This is a genomic window from Mycobacterium sp. 663a-19 (assembly GCF_035616495.1).
GTDB lineage: Bacteria > Actinomycetota > Actinomycetes > Mycobacteriales > Mycobacteriaceae > Mycobacterium.
Map to the genome: position 1 here is coordinate 146,913 of NZ_JAPJAV010000001.1, position 15,128 is coordinate 162,040.

17 protein-coding genes are annotated in these 15,128 nt (G+C 68.9%); 6 read left to right on the forward strand and 11 right to left on the reverse strand.

Annotated elements, in window-relative coordinates; all coding sequences use genetic code 11:
- Positions 1 to 45: 45 nt before the first annotated feature.
- From OQ968_RS00745 to lmeA, 7 genes are all read right to left on the reverse strand, one after another.
- The gene (locus OQ968_RS00745; RefSeq protein ID WP_324673697.1) at positions 46 to 717 is read right to left on the reverse strand and encodes an FABP family protein; all 672 of its coding nucleotides are present in this window, start codon (positions 715 to 717) and stop codon (positions 46 to 48) included.
- A 151-nt stretch (positions 718 to 868) separates the two neighbouring features.
- Positions 869 to 1,171 carry a DUF1416 domain-containing protein gene (locus OQ968_RS00750; protein WP_324673700.1) on the reverse strand — a complete coding sequence of 101 codons (303 nt, stop codon included), beginning with the start codon at positions 1,169 to 1,171 and terminating at the stop codon, positions 869 to 871.
- Between the two features lies 1 nt (position 1,172).
- On the reverse strand, positions 1,173 to 2,006 hold the full coding sequence (locus OQ968_RS00755; protein WP_324673702.1) for a sulfurtransferase: 834 nt from the start codon (positions 2,004 to 2,006) through the stop codon (positions 1,173 to 1,175).
- 31 nt (positions 2,007 to 2,037) lie between these two features.
- Positions 2,038 to 2,517, reverse strand: a complete 480-nt coding sequence (locus tag OQ968_RS00760) for a DUF4395 domain-containing protein (protein WP_324673704.1) — start codon at positions 2,515 to 2,517, stop codon at positions 2,038 to 2,040.
- Between the two features lie 99 nt (positions 2,518 to 2,616).
- A complete protein-coding gene (locus tag OQ968_RS24860; RefSeq protein WP_369805001.1) occupies positions 2,617 to 2,730 on the reverse strand; it encodes an Ms5788A family Cys-rich leader peptide in 114 nt (37 codons plus the stop codon).
- Between the two features lie 5 nt (positions 2,731 to 2,735).
- Positions 2,736 to 3,158, reverse strand: coding sequence for a thioredoxin family protein (locus OQ968_RS00765; RefSeq protein ID WP_324673706.1), 423 nt, complete (start codon positions 3,156 to 3,158; stop codon positions 2,736 to 2,738).
- Positions 3,159 to 3,231: 73 nt separating this feature from the next.
- Entirely contained in the window at positions 3,232 to 4,041 is an 810-nt protein-coding gene (gene lmeA, locus OQ968_RS00775; protein ID WP_324674975.1) for a mannan chain length control protein LmeA, read from the reverse strand.
- Between the two features lie 196 nt (positions 4,042 to 4,237).
- Between lmeA and OQ968_RS00780 the strand changes: the two genes are divergently transcribed.
- The 6 genes from OQ968_RS00780 to pstB all read left to right on the forward strand — a co-directional run bounded on the left by OQ968_RS00780 (position 4,238) and on the right by pstB (position 9,975).
- Positions 4,238 to 5,023 (forward strand): response regulator transcription factor, encoded by a 786-nt coding sequence (locus OQ968_RS00780; RefSeq protein ID WP_324674977.1) that lies wholly within the window; start codon positions 4,238 to 4,240, stop codon positions 5,021 to 5,023.
- Complete coding sequence (mshD, locus tag OQ968_RS00785; protein WP_324673710.1) at positions 5,020 to 5,964, forward strand: mycothiol synthase; 945 nt, start codon at positions 5,020 to 5,022, stop codon at positions 5,962 to 5,964. The genes OQ968_RS00780 and mshD overlap by 4 nt, the downstream gene beginning before the upstream one ends.
- A gap of 107 nt (positions 5,965 to 6,071) precedes the next feature.
- Positions 6,072 to 7,193: a phosphate ABC transporter substrate-binding protein PstS gene (pstS, locus tag OQ968_RS00790; protein WP_420715800.1), complete on the forward strand. Its 1,122-nt coding sequence runs from the start codon at positions 6,072 to 6,074 to the stop codon at positions 7,191 to 7,193.
- Between the two features lie 43 nt (positions 7,194 to 7,236).
- Entirely contained in the window at positions 7,237 to 8,274 is a 1,038-nt protein-coding gene (gene pstC, locus OQ968_RS00795; RefSeq protein WP_420715801.1) for a phosphate ABC transporter permease subunit PstC, read from the forward strand.
- Complete coding sequence (gene pstA / locus OQ968_RS00800; RefSeq protein ID WP_324673715.1) at positions 8,271 to 9,185, forward strand: phosphate ABC transporter permease PstA; 915 nt, start codon at positions 8,271 to 8,273, stop codon at positions 9,183 to 9,185. The genes pstC and pstA overlap by 4 nt, the downstream gene beginning before the upstream one ends.
- 13 nt (positions 9,186 to 9,198) lie before the next feature.
- Positions 9,199 to 9,975 (forward strand): phosphate ABC transporter ATP-binding protein PstB, encoded by a 777-nt coding sequence (gene pstB, locus OQ968_RS00805; RefSeq protein WP_324673717.1) that lies wholly within the window; start codon positions 9,199 to 9,201, stop codon positions 9,973 to 9,975.
- On the opposite strand, the gene phoU is transcribed toward pstB, so the two are convergent.
- The 4 genes from phoU to OQ968_RS00825 all read right to left on the reverse strand — a co-directional run bounded on the left by phoU (position 9,951) and on the right by OQ968_RS00825 (position 15,044).
- The gene (phoU, locus tag OQ968_RS00810) at positions 9,951 to 10,640 is read right to left on the reverse strand and encodes a phosphate signaling complex protein PhoU (RefSeq protein WP_324673719.1); all 690 of its coding nucleotides are present in this window, start codon (positions 10,638 to 10,640) and stop codon (positions 9,951 to 9,953) included. The two genes, pstB and phoU, sit on opposite strands and share 25 nt — an antisense overlap.
- A 58-nt stretch (positions 10,641 to 10,698) precedes the next feature.
- Positions 10,699 to 12,711 carry an LCP family protein gene (locus OQ968_RS00815; protein ID WP_324673721.1) on the reverse strand — a complete coding sequence of 671 codons (2,013 nt, stop codon included), beginning with the start codon at positions 12,709 to 12,711 and terminating at the stop codon, positions 10,699 to 10,701.
- Positions 12,712 to 12,880: 169 nt separating this feature from the next.
- Entirely contained in the window at positions 12,881 to 14,014 is a 1,134-nt protein-coding gene (gene dusB / locus OQ968_RS00820) for a tRNA dihydrouridine synthase DusB (RefSeq protein ID WP_324673723.1), read from the reverse strand.
- 7 nt (positions 14,015 to 14,021) lie between these two features.
- Positions 14,022 to 15,044 (reverse strand): acyl-ACP desaturase, encoded by a 1,023-nt coding sequence (locus OQ968_RS00825; RefSeq protein ID WP_324673725.1) that lies wholly within the window; start codon positions 15,042 to 15,044, stop codon positions 14,022 to 14,024.
- Positions 15,045 to 15,128 lie beyond the last annotated feature (84 nt).

Here is a 15,128-nt window from a genome sequence, read left to right on the forward strand (position 1 = left end):
CCGCCCGGAGGTCGAACAGTACACGCAGAAGGGCCGGTCGCGGGCCTATCCGGCGAACCGTGAAAGGCGCGCCGACAGGTGCGGCACCAGGCCGCCGTCGGCGTCCACCCGTTCCTCCACGTAGGCCAGGTCGCCGCCCTCGACGATGCCGTAGAGGCGCTTGGCGCCGCCGACCAGCACGCCGGACCGGCTGCGGGCCAGCGCATCGGTCACCAGCTCCCACGACGATTGGGTGCGCGGGCGTCCGTAGAACAGTTCGACGTAGCCGGCCGAGTGGGCCAGCAGCAACTCGATGGCCTGGGACTCGCTGGGATCGTCGGGATCGTTGACGAAGCGCCAGAACCCGGTCTCGCGCAGGCCGGGTTGCTGATAGTTGCCGGCATCGTCGAGCCGCCAGGAGCGCGCTTCCCAATTCAGGTAGTCCCCGCCGTCGTGGGAGACCACGATCTGCTGACCGAAACGGTAGTCGCCGTCGGCCGCGTGGCCCTCGCCTTCGCCGCGCCACACGCCGACCAGGGGCAGCAGCGCCAACAGAGCGTCGTGGAGGTTGGCGCCCTCGCGCAGGTTGGCCGTGTCGGCGGGGACGGGCAAGTCGTCGAAGGCGGGGATGTTGCGGGCTGCGGTCACCTTCGCGCGTTCGGCGGCGGCGGCCACGGCCCGATCGCCGGAACCCGCGGGACCGGGCAGTCCGTCGGGATCGTCGCCGGCGCGGGTCACGACTCGTCAGTGATGAGCCGGTAGAGCGTGTACAGCGCGAACCATGAGATGAGCACGGTCATCGCGACCAGGATGATCTCGAAGAAGAGCACCACGGGGACAAGTCTATTCGTCCCGCGGTGGGCGGGGGCGTCCCGGTCGGGCCGCTCGGTCAGGCGACCTTGACGTCCACCTCGTGGATGCCCGCGCCGGACGGTCGCACCACGGCATCGCCGTTGCCGACCGCCGACAACGCGCGCACCGTCCACGAACCCGGGGCGGCGAAGAACCGGAAGTCGCCCGTGGCCGACGCGACCACCTCGGCGGTGAACTCGTCCGACGAATCCAGCAGGCGGACGAACGCGCCACCCACGGCCTGGCCGTCGCGGTCCACGACGCGGCCGGTGATCACCGTTTCCTTCTCCAGGTCGACGCTGGCGGGCAACGCCAGTCCTTGCTTCGGTCCAGAGCACATATCAGCTTCCCAACTCGATCGGGGCACCCACCAGGGAGCCGTATTCCGTCCAACTGCCGTCGTAGTTCTTCACATTCCGATGCCCGAGTAATTCCTGCAGAACGAACCAGGTGTGCGACGAGCGTTCCCCGATTCGGCAGTACGCGATGGTTTCTTTGGTGCCGTCCAGGCCGGCGTCGGCGTAGATCTTGGCCAGCTCCTCGTCGGACTTGAAGGTGCCGTCCTCGTTGGCGGCCTTGCTCCACGGGACGTTGATCGCGCCGGGGATGTGGCCGGGGCGCTGGCTCTGCTCCTGCGGCAGGTGCGCCGGCGCGAGGATCTTGCCGGAGAATTCGTCGGGGGAGCGCACGTCGACGAGGTTCTTGTTGTTGATCGCCGCGATGACCTCGTCGCGGAACGCTCGGATGCTGTTGTCCGGCGGCGCCGCCGTGTAGGAGGTCTCCGGCCTGCTGACGGGGTCGCTGGACAGCGGGCGCCGGTCCAGCTCCCACTTCTTGCGGCCGCCGTCGAGCAGCTTGACCTTGTCGTGCCCGTACAGCTTGAAGTACCAGTACGCGTAGGCGGCGAACCAATTGTTGTTGCCGCCGTAGAGGATCACGGTGTCGTCGTTGGAGATGCCGCGGTCGGAGAGCAGCTTGGAGAACTGCTGGGCGTCGACGAAGTCGCGCTTGACGGGGTCCTGCAAGTCGGTGCGCCAATCCAGCTTGATCGCGCCGGGGATGTGGCCGCCGTCGTAAGCGCTGGTGTCCTCGTCGACCTCGACGAAGACGACGTTCGGGGCGTCGAGATTGCTCTCGGCCCAGTCAGCGGAGACCAGGACGTCGGAGCGTGCCATGGTGGGGATCCTTTCGGTTTTCTTCTCGTGGTCAGACGGGTTGCGCGCGACGGTCGGTCGGCCGCAGGCGCGCGACGAGCGGGTAGAGCTGGCAGCCCAGGCAGATGCCGAAGGCCGCGTTCAGGAAGGCGGCCACCAAAGCGGCGGCGGTGGCGACGACGCCCAGCAGCGTTGCGCCACCGGCGAATCCGGCGGCCCCGGCGACCGCGAACACCAGGCCCACCAACTGGGCGAACTTCAGCGGCGGCACCGGTTCGCGCTCGGTGACCGGTCCCAGCCGGGGCGCCACCACGGCGGCGAACACGCGCCCATAGGGATGACGGCGAGGCCCGCCCACGGCGCCGACGGCGAAGACCACCGCCTGCAGGCCCAGCAGGACCGCGGCGGCCACCGGGCTGACCGCCGAGACGACGAGCGTGACGACCAGGACCGCGGTCGTGACCCAGGCGGTGAACCTGGGCCCGCGCACGTCGACGCGGTCCGGCCGGGTGCTGGTGTTGCTGCTTGACACGAACGACTCCTAGGTACGCCTATTGCACGGAAACGATGGGAGGCATGCCACGGTGGGGCTCCGGGCTGCTCCGAGAGCTACGCGGAAGGGCGCGGCTACTCAGCAGCTACAGCAACAGCAACAACCCGCGATGCGGCACAGATCGACTGCGCGACGCTTGGTGAGCATGGGCTCGAGGCGGGCTGACACGTCGGCAAGCTTACCCAATGACATAGTGCTCAAGCCAACAGCGGTTCCAGCGCCGACCGCAGGTCGGCGGCCGTGGGCACCCCCGAGGCCCGGTACCGCTGCCGCCCGTCGACGTCGAAGATCAACGTGGTGGGCAGCGACAGCACCGAAAATCGGCGCGCGGCCTGCGGATTGGCGTCCAGGTCGACCTCGACGTGGGCGACGTCGCCCAGGTCGTCACAGACCTGGCCGACCACCCGGCGGACGCGATCACACGGCCCGCACCACGGCGCGCTGAAATGCACGACGGTCGGGCCGGCGCGGGAAAGCCCGAGGTCGGCGGCGTCCGCGGGGGCGAGCGGGTTCGACCCGGAATCGACTTCGCGGAGGGTTCCGGTGCGCCGGGTGAGCAACCATCCCGCGAGGGTTGCCACCAGGACGGCCGCGACGGCGGCGACAACGACGGTCGTCATGTGCGCCACTCTCCCCCGCAAGCGGGAGGTGCCCCCACCTCATCGCTACGCTCTGCATCGTCGTCGGCGCGCGTCATGATTGCTTGAACCCGTCCAGCCTGATCGTTACTCCCCGGGCAACCCCTTCGATGATGACGTCGGAGCCGCGGGCTCCCTCGCTGGTGGGCGCGACCGCGAACGGCAGCCGCTGGTTGGGCAGCCGGGTGCTGAAGGCGTGCAGCACCGCGTCCCGCTTGTCGTCGGGAACGGCCTGATTGGCGGTGTCCGGCCCGGTCAGCACGCCGGTCGGGGTCATCACCAGCGTCGCCTGGTCGTCGGGGGCGATGGACAGGTCGACCGAGACGCTGACCCGGTGCTCGAAGCCGGCCGAATGCGGCGTGCCGGTGAACACCAGGCCGTGGCTGTCGGAGATGCCCGACGCGGTGACGCCGCCGGTGGCGGTGTTGGTTTCCTTGGGCGGCGCCTCGACCATCAGGTCGCTGATGCCCATGTACCGGCCCAGGTGCGTCGAGTCGATGATGATGCGGCTCTCCAGCCGGCCGACCCGAAGGTCCGCGTCCGGCCTGATCAGCCAGGACGCATGGGTCAGGTCGACCGAGTACATCGTGGCCTCGAGGGTGGCCTTGCCGACCATCGCGTGGTCGACGGCGTTGGCCTTGATCTCCACCTGGGTGTAGCGATCGCGCATCGCCTGCGGCAGGAACGGGAAGGCGAGGATGGCGACGAACGGGTCCGACCCCAGATCCGCCGCCCTGCGCACGTTGGACGACAGCCGGTATTCGGCGTAGATGCTGGCTCCGTAGTCGACGCCGACGGCCCCGATGGCGATCACGGCCGTCGCCGCCGCCGCGATCACGCCGATCAGCACCCTGCGCATCCGGATATTGTGGCCTGTCCATCGTCGGCCCGCCGCACGGCGGGCGCCCGCACCCCTGGCAGAGCGGTTGGTCACACTCCGCGCCGAAGGGCTTCGTCACCGGGCGAACTACCAGGTGGCAAGTTATCGTTAGATGACCTGGCCGCTAACGCCGCATTGCGTTGTCGATTTGGGAGATGCCTTTCCCACGAGCTGGAGGGGCCTGTTGGAGCTTTTACTGCTGACCTCGGAGCTGCACCCCGACCCGGTTCTGCCGTCGTTGTCGCTGCTGCCGCACTCCGTCCGGACCGCGCCGCCCGAGCCGTCTTCGTTGCTGGAGGCCGGAACCGCGGACGCCGTGCTCGTCGACGCGCGCACAGACCTGTCCTCGGCGCGCGGCCTGTGCCGCCTGTTGAGCACGGCGGGCCGGTCGGTCCCGGTCCTGGCGGTCGTCAGCGAAGGCGGCCTGGTGGCGGTCAGCTCCGACTGGGGTTTGGACGAGATCCTGCTGCCCAGCACCGGGCCCGCCGAGGTCGACGCCCGGCTGCGGTTGGTGGTCGGCCGCCGCGGCGGGCTGGCCGATCAGGAAAGCGCCGGCAAGGTGAGCCTCGGCGAGCTGGTGATCGACGAGGGCACCTACACCGCGCGCCTGCGCGGTCGCCCGCTGGACCTCACATATAAGGAGTTCGAGCTGCTGAAGTACCTGGCCCAGCACGCCGGCCGGGTCTTCACCCGGGCTCAGCTGCTGCACGAGGTGTGGGGGTACGACTTCTTCGGCGGCACCCGCACCGTCGACGTGCACGTGCGGCGACTGCGGGCCAAACTCGGCCCCGAGTACGAAGCGCTGATCGGCACCGTGCGCAACGTGGGGTACAAGGCCGTCCGGCCGGCCCGCGGCCGGGCGTCGGTGGCCGAGCCCGAGCCCAGCGAAGAGGCCGACACCGAAAAAGCCGAACCCGACACCGACGGCCTGCAGGACCCGCTGGTCGATCCGTTACGCAGTCAGTGACGTCGTCGGATTCCAAGCCCGACTGGCGCTCGGCGCTGAGCGCCGACGAGCAACGGGGCGTGCGCGAACTCATCACTGCGGCAACCGAATTCGATGGGGTGGCGCCCGTGGGCGAGCAGGTGCTGCGGGAGCTCGCCCAGGGTCGCACCGACCATCTGCTGGTCACCGGCTCCGAAAATCCGCCGGGGCCCACGATCCTCGGCTACCTCAATCTCAGCCCGCCGCGCGACGGCGGCGCCGGGATGGCCGAGCTGGTGGTCCATCCGCGGGCCCGCCGACGCGGCATCGGCGCCGAGCTGGCGCGCGCGGCGCTGGCCAAGACCGGGGGGCGCAACCAGTTCTGGGCGCACGGCACCCTCGAGCCTGCGCGGGCCACCGCGTCGGCGCTGGGTCTGGTGCCGGTCCGCGAACTGGTCCAGATGCGCCGCCCGCTGCGCGGCGTCCCCGAGGCCGCGGTCCCGGTGCCGGGCGTCTCGGTGCGCACCTACGCGGGCCCAGGCGATGATGCCGAGCTGCTGCGCGTCAACAACGCCGCGTTCGCCGACCATCCCGAGCAGGGCGGGTGGACCGAGGCCGACCTGGCGGAGCGGCGCCGCGAACCGTGGTTCGACCCGACGGGCCTGTTCCTGGCGTTCGCCGACCCCGCGAGCGAGCAGGCGGGCAGGCTGCTGGGCTTCCACTGGACCAAGGTGCACCTCGACCGGCCGGGCCTGGGCGAGGTCTACGTGCTGGGCGTCGACCCCTCGGCGCAGGGCCGCGGCCTGGGCCAGCTGTTGACGGCCGTCGGCATCGAATCGCTGGCGCGGCGGCTCGCCGGCTCGGCCGAACCGACGGTGATGCTGTACGTGGAGTCGGACAACGTCGCGGCAATGCGGACCTACGAGCGTGCGGGTTTCACCACCTACAGCGTCGACACCGCCTACGCAGCGCGCCCCGCCTGAACGGAAACACCGGCGCCGACGCATACTTTCGCGGTGACTTGGCAACCTCCCCTTGGGGATGGCCCGGCGGCGCCGCGTGCGCCGCGATGCGTGAGAAAGCGAGATCGGTGAGCCGCGACAGGGTTGGCAGGAGGCTGGGGGCCGCGGCGTTGACGACGGTGGTCGGTGCGGTGGCCCTGACCGGTTGCGGCAGCGACAACAACCGCGCCGCGTCGACGACCGCCGGCTCGGGGCCGGCCGGCGCCGCCGCCTGCGCCGGGAAGAACCTGCTGACGGCGGAGGGGTCGACCGCTCAACAGAATGCGATGGCTTTGTTCAACCAGGCATGGGGTCAGTACTGCCCGGGCAAGAGCGTGGCCTACAACCCGACCGGTTCGGGCGCCGGCCGGGAGCAGTTCATCGCCGGGCACGTCGACTTCGCCGGCGCGGACTCTCCGCTGGTCGCCGACCAGCTCGGCCCGGCCGCCAAGCGCTGCGGCGGAAACCCGGCGTGGGACCTGCCGCTGGTGTTCGGGCCGGTTGCGCTGGTCTATCACCTGCCGGGCATCCAGGGGCTGGTCCTCAGCAGCGACGCGCTGGCGAGGATCTTCAGCGGCAGGATCACGGCCTGGAACGACCCGATCCTCGCGGCGCTCAATCCGGGCGTCGCCCTGCCGGACACCAAGATCACGCCGATCTACCGGTCGGACTCGTCGGGCACCACCGACAACCTGCAGAAATACCTCACGGCCGCCGCGCCGCAGACCTGGACCAAGGGGGTCGGCACCGAGTTCCAGGGCGGTGTCGGCGAGGGGGCCACGAAGTCCGGAGGCGTGATCCAGGCGGTGCTGGCCACACCGGGCGGCATCGGATACGTCGAGAAGGGCTTCGCCGACCAGGCCCGCCTGCCCTACGCCCAGATCGACACCGGCAATGGCGTGGTGCCGCTGCGCACCGACACCGCGAGCAACGCCGTCAACTCCGCCCGCTTCGTGGCCGACGGCAACGACCTGGTGCTGGACCTGAACCCGATGTACGACACCAAGGAACCGCGGGCCTACCCGCTGGTGCTGGCCACCTACGAAATCGTGTGCTCCAAGGGCTACGACGCGGACACCTCCCGGGCGATCAAGTCGTTCATCACGGTGGCCGCCAACAACGGTCAGGCCGGACTTTCGGCGGCCGGGTATGTTCCGCTGCCCGATAAGGTCAAGGAGCGATTGGTCAACGCGGTCAACGCGCTGCAGTAGCCGCCGGGCATAGGGGAGCGTGAGAGCAAGTGACGGGATCACCGTGACAACGCCGAACCCGGCCGACGCGGGTTCGGGGGCGGTCGTCGCTGCGCCCTCCCGGGCGGCGCCGATCATCCCCATCAGCCCGTGGGGAGTCCACCGACCACGCCTGGGGGACCAGATATTTCGCCGGCTGGCGCAGAGTTCCGGCGTCCTGATCGTCGTCCTCATCGTCGCGATCGGCGGCTTCCTGCTGTTGCGCGCGATACCCGCCTTGCAGCGCAACCGGGAGAACTTTTTCGGCTACGGCGGCAACTGGGTCACCACCGACACCTCGGCGATGCACTTCGGAATCCTGGACCTGCTGCAGGTGACCGTGGCCGTGTCGCTGTTCGCGTTGGTCCTGGCCATGCCGGTCGCCCTCGGCGTCGCCACCTGTCTCACCCAGTACGCGCCGCGGCGGGTTGCCGTGGTTCTGGCCTACACCGTGGACCTGCTGGCCGCGGTGCCCTCGATCATCTACGGCGCCTGGGGGTTACACGTGCTGGCGCCGCATTTGCGACCCATCGCGACGTGGCTCAACCGCACCCTGGGCTGGTGCTTCCTGTTCGCCACCGGGAACGCATCCGTGGCCGGCGGCGGCACCATCTTCACCGGCGGGATCGTGCTGGCGGTGATGATCCTGCCGATCATCGCCGCGGTCACCCGCGAGGTGTTCGCCCAGACGCCGCGCGATCAGATCGAGGCCGCGCTGGCGCTCGGCGCCACCCGGTGGGAGGTGGTCAAGACCACCGTGCTGCCGTTCGGGCGGTCCGGCTACGTCAGCGCCGCCATGCTGGGTCTCGGGCGTGCCATGGGTGAGACGGTCGCGCTGCTGATCCTGTTGCGCGGCACCCAAAAAGCGTTCGGCTGGTCGCTGTTCGACGGCGGTTCGACCCTCGCGACCAAGATCGCGGCGGCCGCGTCGGAGTTCAACGACCAATACCGGGCCGGCGCCTACGTCGCCGCGGGGCTGGTGCTCTTTCTGCTCACCTTCGTGGTCGACGCCGTGGCGCGCGGCGCCCTCACCGGGACCAGAACCGCGGGGTTGCATCCGTGACCTCGATGCTGGACCGCCCCCTGAAACCGAGGACGATCTCGGTGGTGAGCCGGCGCCGCCGGGTCGCGAACATCGTTGCTGCCGTGCTGGTGTCGGTGTCGGTGGTGATTGCGCTGATGCCGTTGCTGTGGGTGCTGGGCTCGGTGACCGTCAAGGGGTACAAGGCGATCACGTCGATCGTGTGGTGGTGGCATTCACAAGCGGGCATGACGGCGTTCGCGGCCGGCGGCGGTGCCTACCACGCGATCGTCGGCACCGTGCTGCAGGGACTGGTGTGCGCGATCATCTCCATCCCGATCGGCATCATGCTCGCGATCTACCTGGTGGAGTATGGCGGCGGCGCCCCGCTGGGCAGGTTGGCCTCGTTCATGGTGGACATCCTCGCCGGGGTGCCCTCGATCGTGGCCGCGCTGTTCATCTACGCGCTGTGGGTGGCGACGCTGGGCTTTCCGCGTTCGGAATTCGCGGTGTCGTTGGCGCTGGTCCTGTTGATGCTCCCGGTGATCGTGCGGGCAACCGAGGAGATGCTGCGGACCGTCCCGGTCGACCTGCGCGAGGCCAGTTACGCGCTCGGCGTCCCGAAGTGGAAAACCATTGCCCGGGTGGTGATTCCGACCGGGATGTCGGGCATCTTGACGGGAATCCTGCTCGCCGTGGCGAGGGTGATGGGTGAGACGGCGCCGCTGCTGGTCCTGGTCGGCTACGCGCAGGCGATGAACTTCAACATCTTCAGCGGGTTCATGGGGTCGCTGCCGGGCATGATCTACCACCAGACATCGGCCGGCGCGGGCGTCAACCCGGTTACCACGGCGCGGTTGTGGGGTGCGGCGCTTACCCTGATTCTGATGATCGCGGTTATCAATGTCGCGGCCAGGGCGGTCGCGAAGATCTTCGCCCCCAAGAAGGCGTAGGCAGGAGTAGTCGGTGGCCAAGCGCTTGGACCTGAAGGACGTCAATATCTACTACGGGACGTTCCACGCGGTCGCGGATGTGTCATTGTCGATCCTGCCCCGCAGCGTGACGGCCTTCATCGGCCCGTCCGGCTGCGGCAAGACGACCGTGCTGCGCACGCTCAACCGGATGCACGAGGTGATACCGGGCGCCCGGGTCGAGGGCAGCGTGCTGCTCGACGACGAGAACATCTACGCGCCCAACATCGACCCGGTGGGCGTCCGTCGCGCGATCGGGATGGTGTTCCAGCGGCCAAACCCGTTCCCCGCCATGTCAATTCGCGACAACGTGGTGGCCGGCCTGAAGCTGCAGGGCGTGCGCAACCGCAAGCTGCTCGACGACACCGCCGAATATTCGCTGCGCGGTGCGAACCTGTGGGATGAGGTCAAGGATCGGATGGACAGGCCGGGCGGCGGGTTGTCCGGGGGCCAGCAGCAGCGGTTGTGCATCGCGCGGGCCATCGCCGTCCAGCCTGACGTGTTGCTGATGGACGAGCCGTGCTCCTCGCTGGACCCGATCTCGACGATGGCCATCGAGGACCTGATCAGCGAACTGAAGCAGGACTACACGATCGTCATCGTCACGCACAACATGCAGCAGGCCGCCCGGGTGAGCGATCAGACGGCGTTTTTCAACCTCGAAGCCGTGGGAAAGCCCGGCCGGCTCATCGAGATCGACGACACCGAGAAAATCTTCTCCAACCCGACTCAGAAGGCGACCGAGGACTACATCTCCGGCCGCTTCGGCTGACGCGGGGCGGGCGCCGCGTCGTCCTCCGGGAATCTGCCGGTCGCCTGAAAGATGACACGTCTGGCCACCTCCACCGCGTGGTCGGCGAAGCGCTCGTAGAACCGGCCCAGCAACGTCACGTCGACGGCGGCCGCCACCCCGTACTTCCATTCGCGGTCCATCAACACCGAGAACAGGTGCCGGTGCAGGTCGTCCATCGCGTCGTCTTCCTCGCGGATCCGGGCGGCCTTCTCCGGGTCGCGGGACAACACCACCTCTTGGGCGCTGTTACCCAATTCGACTGCGACCCTGCCCATCTCGGCGAAATAACCGTTGACCTCCTCGGGCAGCGCGTGCTGAGGGTGGCGCCGGCGGGTGATCTTGGCGACGTGCAGGGCCAGCGCGCCCATCCGGTCGATGTCGGCCACCATCTGGATGGCGCTCACGATGGACCGGAGATCGCCGGCGACCGGCGCCTGCAAAGCCAGCAGCACGAAGGCGCTCTCCTCGGCCTGCGCGCTCAGCCGGGCGATCTTTTCGTGGTCGGAGATCACCTGTTCGGCCAGCACCAGGTCGGCCTGCAGCAGGGCCTGCGTCGCCCGCTCCATGGCGGCCCCGGCCAGCCCGCACATCTCGCCGAGGCGCTCGGACAATTCCGCGAGCTGCTCGTGGTAGGCGGTGCGCATGTCCCCAAGCGTACGTTCTCGAGTCCCAAAAAGGCGGTCGACCGACCGCGAGAACCGGTTATTCGCAGGTGGTGTCGGCGGCGTTGGTCACCGCAAGGTCCTCGGGCAGCTTGGTGGGCGAGCTGCCGGAGCCGCGTTCTATTTGCATGCTGATCGGCGAGCCGCTGGGCGCCGGGCTGCTCACCGAGTTGAAGTCCGGGCCCAGCACCACTTGAACGACCTGCCCGTAACCGGACACCCGCTGCACCCTCGCGTTGGCCAACGACGACGCCACCGTCGCCGCGGCTTGCTCGTTGCCGGGCGAGAACAGCACCGTCGTCGTGTTCACCGAACTCGGGTAGTCGTCCGGCGTCATCACGTTGAAGCCGTCCCGCTTCAGCTGGCTGGTGGCGGTCGCGGCGAGACCGCTCCGCGCGGTCGCGTTGGACACCCGCACGGTGACGTCTTGCGGCGAGGTCGTGGTGACCTGCTGGTGTTGCGCCTCCGGAGCCGCGCTGGGGGGCGGCGTCTTCTTGGTGGTGGGCGCCGTCGTTGGCCCCGAGGTCGGGGACGTCCCCAAATTCTTTGCGTTCTGGTCGTTTTCCTCCGGCAGCGGGTCGTCGTTGATGATCGCGTCGAAGAGCGCCCGCATGTCGGCCATCCGCGGCGGCTCGTCGCCGTTCTGGTCGGTCACGCCGGTCGGCACGGTGACGAAGGTCATGTGGCCGGCGGCCATGCCCTGCAACGATTGACCGAGCTGGACCAGGTCCTTGGTCTTGACGTTGTCGACGTACGTGTCGCCGATGATCAGGTTGACGACGTTGTTGAGCTTGTTGGGATCGAGCAACGTGGCCTCGGAGATCAACGAACGCAGCAGCGACGACAGGAACAACTGCTGCCGCTTGATCCGACCGTAGTCACCGTTGGTCTCGGTGGTGACCTGCCGGGCCCGCACGTAGTTCAATGCGGTTGGGCCGTCGAGCATTTGACGTCCGCTGTGTTCCAGGACCGTGCCCAGTTCGTAGTCGTGCAGCGGCGTGCTGGAGCAGACCTCGACACCGCCCAGCGCATCGACCATCTTCGCGAACCCGGCGAAGTCGACGGCGATGAAGCGGTTGATGTTCAGCCCGGACAGCTTCTGGATCTCCTTCACCAGGCACTTCGGCCCGCCGAAGGCGAACGCCGAGTTCAGCTTGGTCTCCGTGTAGATCATCCGCGGACCCCACGTCTTGGTCTTCGGGTCGTAGAGGGGTCCGTACTTGCCGGTGCTCGGATTCCAGGCCTCGCACTGCATCGGGGTGATCGCCAGGTCGCGGGGGAACGACACCGCCACGACGCGTTTGCGGTTCGCCGGGATGTTGACCAGCATCACCGTGTCCGACCGGGCGCCGTCGGCGTCCTCGGTGTCGCCGGCGCCCATGTTGGCGTTGTCCCCGGCGCGCGAGTCGACCCCGACGATCAGGAAGTTTTCGTCGCCGTACTGCCCGCCGGGGTCGCGGATGTCGCTCGAGTCCGGGTCTAGCGCGCTGATGGTGTTGAGGCGGCTGTTCTTCGACGTGCTCCACTGCCATGCCCCGCCCGTCAGCACCAGCGAGAGCACCGCGAACATCGCCGTCAGCGAGCGCCCGGCGAGCAGCAGCGGCCGCCGGCGTGACTTGGGCGCCGGCGCTTCGTCGACGGCGTCGTCGGGGTCGGGCGGCGCGGGGTCCGAGGCGAGCAAGTAGGCCGGGGTGTCGATGACCTCGGTTTCCTGCAAGGCGATGGGGACGACGGGCGGGTCCGGCTCGGGGGCGGGCTCGGGGGCCAGGTGATGGTGGCGGGGCCGGCCGGCGGGCGGGGCGCCGACCTTGGCGATCAGGTCGGCGACGCTGATCCCACCGGCGGTGTGACATCCGGCCGGCGCGCCGTCGTCACCGGCGTCGTGCTCGACGGGCGGCTCGATGAGCGACGGCTCGACCTGCCATCGGTGGGCGGCGTCGTTGCGCTCCGGCTCGTAGAACCGCTCCCACGGCGCGGCCCGGAGCGACGGGCGCGCGCCGTTGCCGCCCGCGCGCCGATAGCCAAGAGCGGCGTCGTACTCGCCGTCACCCAATGTCTACCGGCCTCCGAATCTCTGATGCGGACACCCACGGTGTCCGTGTGCGTGCGTCCAACGCGGGCCCCGGGCGGCGGGGTGAACCGATCCGCCGCCGAGCGCAATGCAACAAGGCCCACATCGTACTGAGTTATCGCGCCGGACGCGATGCCGAGACCGCGTCGGCTCAGCCGCCGGAGTGCATGACGTCCGCCCCGGCCGGTACGGTGCAGTCGTCGGGGTCGCTCAGCCAACCGTCGGGCAGCGCCACCCGGGCGGGCGAGCCCTGCCGGCCGCGAGGTCCCGTCGCCGCGTCCGGGAACGGAACGGCGCCGTCGAGCCGGTCCAGCAGGCGGTCGAGCTCGTCGAGCGTGGCGACCATGGCCAGCGCGCGGCGCAGCTCGGAGCCCGCGGGGAAACCGTGCAGGTACCAGGCGATGTGCTTGCGGATGTCGCGCATGCCCTTGTCCTCGCCGAAATGCGCGGCCAGCAGCTCGCCGTGGCGCCGCACGATGTCGGCGACCTCGCCCAGTGTGGGCGGGGTGGGCGGTGGGCTGCCGGTGAACGCGGCCGACAACTCGGCGAACAGCCAGGGCCGGCCCAGGCAGCCGCGGCCGATGACGACGCCGTCGCATCCGGTGCTGGCCATCATTGCCAGCGCGTCGCTGGCGTCGTAGATGTCGCCGTTGCCCAGCAGCGGAATCGTCGTCACCTGCTCCTTGAGCAGGGCGATCTGCTCCCAGTCGGCGCTGCCCGAGTAGCGCTGCGCCGCCGTGCGGGCGTGCAGCGCCACCGCCGCGGCGCCCTCGGCTTCGGCGATGCGGCCGGCGTCCAGGTGGGTGTGGTGGTCGTCGTCGATGCCGATGCGGAACTTCACGGTCACCGGGATCTCGGTGCCCTCGGTGGCGCGCACCGCCGCGGCGACGATCTGGCCGAACAGCCGCCGCTTGAACGGCAGCGCCGCGCCCCCGCCGCGCTTGGTCACCTTGGGCACCGGGCAGCCGAAGTTCATGTCGATGTGGTCGGCCAGGCCCTCGTCGGCGATCATCTTGGCGGCCGCGTAGGTGGTGGCCGGGTCGACGGCGTACAGCTGCAGCGAGCGCGGCGACTCGTCCGGGGAGAACGTCGTCATGTGCATGGTGACCGGATGGCGCTCGACGAGCGCACGCGCGGTCACCATCTCGCAGACGTACAGCCCGCTGACGGTGCCGACCTTCGACTGCTCCAGTTCACGGCACAGCGTGCGGAACGCGACGTTGGTCACGCCCGCCATCGGCGCCAGCACCACCGGGCTGGCGAGGGTGATCGGACCTATGCGCAAGGCCGGATTAGCGGCGGCTCATCGTCAGCGTGCCCGCCGTCTGGTGCAACTCGAACGCGGTGGTCTTCTTGCCCGTGCGTTCCTCCCGCTCGAGCTGCCGCCGCTTGGAGATCTCGAACTTGTCGCAGGTGGTCTCGAGCTCCTTGATCAGCAGGGCGAGGTCGTCGCGCAGGGCGGCGGCCTCACCGGTGAAGTCGTCGCGCTCGAAGATGCGCCACTTCTTGAGCACCGGCATGACGACCTCGTCGAGGTGGATGCGCGGGTCGTACACGCCGCCGACGGCGATCATTACGGCCTTGCGCCGGAATTCGGGCACCTGGTAGCCGGGCATCTGGAAGTTGCGCAGCACCTTGTGCAGCGACTTCATCGCCTGGTTGGGCGCGATCGCAAAGCCGGCCTCGGTGACATCGCGGTAGAAGATCATGTGCAGGTTCTCGTCGGCCGAGATCTTGGCCAACATCTGGTCGGCGATCGTCTCGTTGCAGGCTCTACCGGTGTTGCGGTGCGAGATCCGGGTGGCCAACTCCTGGAACGTGACGTACGTGATCGAGTCGAACAGGCTCTCGGCGAACAGGTCCTCGCGAACCTGGTGGTTCTGGCCCGGGCTGAAGCCGCGGTTCACCACCTCGATGCGCAACTTTTCCAACTCGTAAGGGTCGACCGCGCGGGTCACCACCAGGTAGTCGCGCAGCGCGATCCCGTGCCGGTTCTCCTCGGCGGTCCAGCGGTTGACCCACTGGCCCCAGGCGCCGTCCAGGCCGAAGTTCATTGCGATCTCGCGGTGATACGAGGGCAGGTTGTCCTCGGTCATCAGGTTCTGCACCATCGCCACCTGGGCGACGTCCGACAGTTTGGACTGCCCGGGTTCCCAATCCTGCCCGCCCAGCGCGTAGAAGTTCTTGCCGTCCGACCACGGGATGTAGTCGTGCGGGTTCCAGTTCTTGTGCATGCTTTCGTGCCGGTTCAGGTACTTCTCGACGACCGGTTCAAGTTCCTGCAACAGCTGTAGGTTTGTCAGCTCCGCTGACATAGGTCCTCCAGTTATCTGTGTCTGATGGTTGCACCAATATATCTGTGTACCCCAGTAGCAACAAGTTCCCTCGCCGCACGTCGC

Bases quoted from the DNA above. Each gene is read 5' to 3' on its own strand.
- OQ968_RS24860 (WP_369805001.1), bottom strand. From the start codon at position 2,730: ATGTCATTGGGTAAGCTTGCCGACGTGTCAGCCCGCCTCGAGCCCATG.
- OQ968_RS00750 (WP_324673700.1), bottom strand. From the start codon at position 1,171: ATGTGCTCTGGACCGAAGCAAGGACTGGCGTTGCCCGCCAGCGTCGAC.
- phoU (WP_324673719.1), bottom strand. From the start codon at position 10,640: ATGCGCACCGCCTACCACGAGCAGCTCGCGGAATTGTCCGAGCGCCTC.
- OQ968_RS00765 (WP_324673706.1), bottom strand. From the start codon at position 3,158: ATGACGACCGTCGTTGTCGCCGCCGTCGCGGCCGTCCTGGTGGCAACC.
- OQ968_RS00755 (WP_324673702.1), bottom strand. From the start codon at position 2,006: ATGGCACGCTCCGACGTCCTGGTCTCCGCTGACTGGGCCGAGAGCAAT.
- OQ968_RS00825 (WP_324673725.1), bottom strand. From the start codon at position 15,044: ATGTCAGCGGAGCTGACAAACCTACAGCTGTTGCAGGAACTTGAACCG.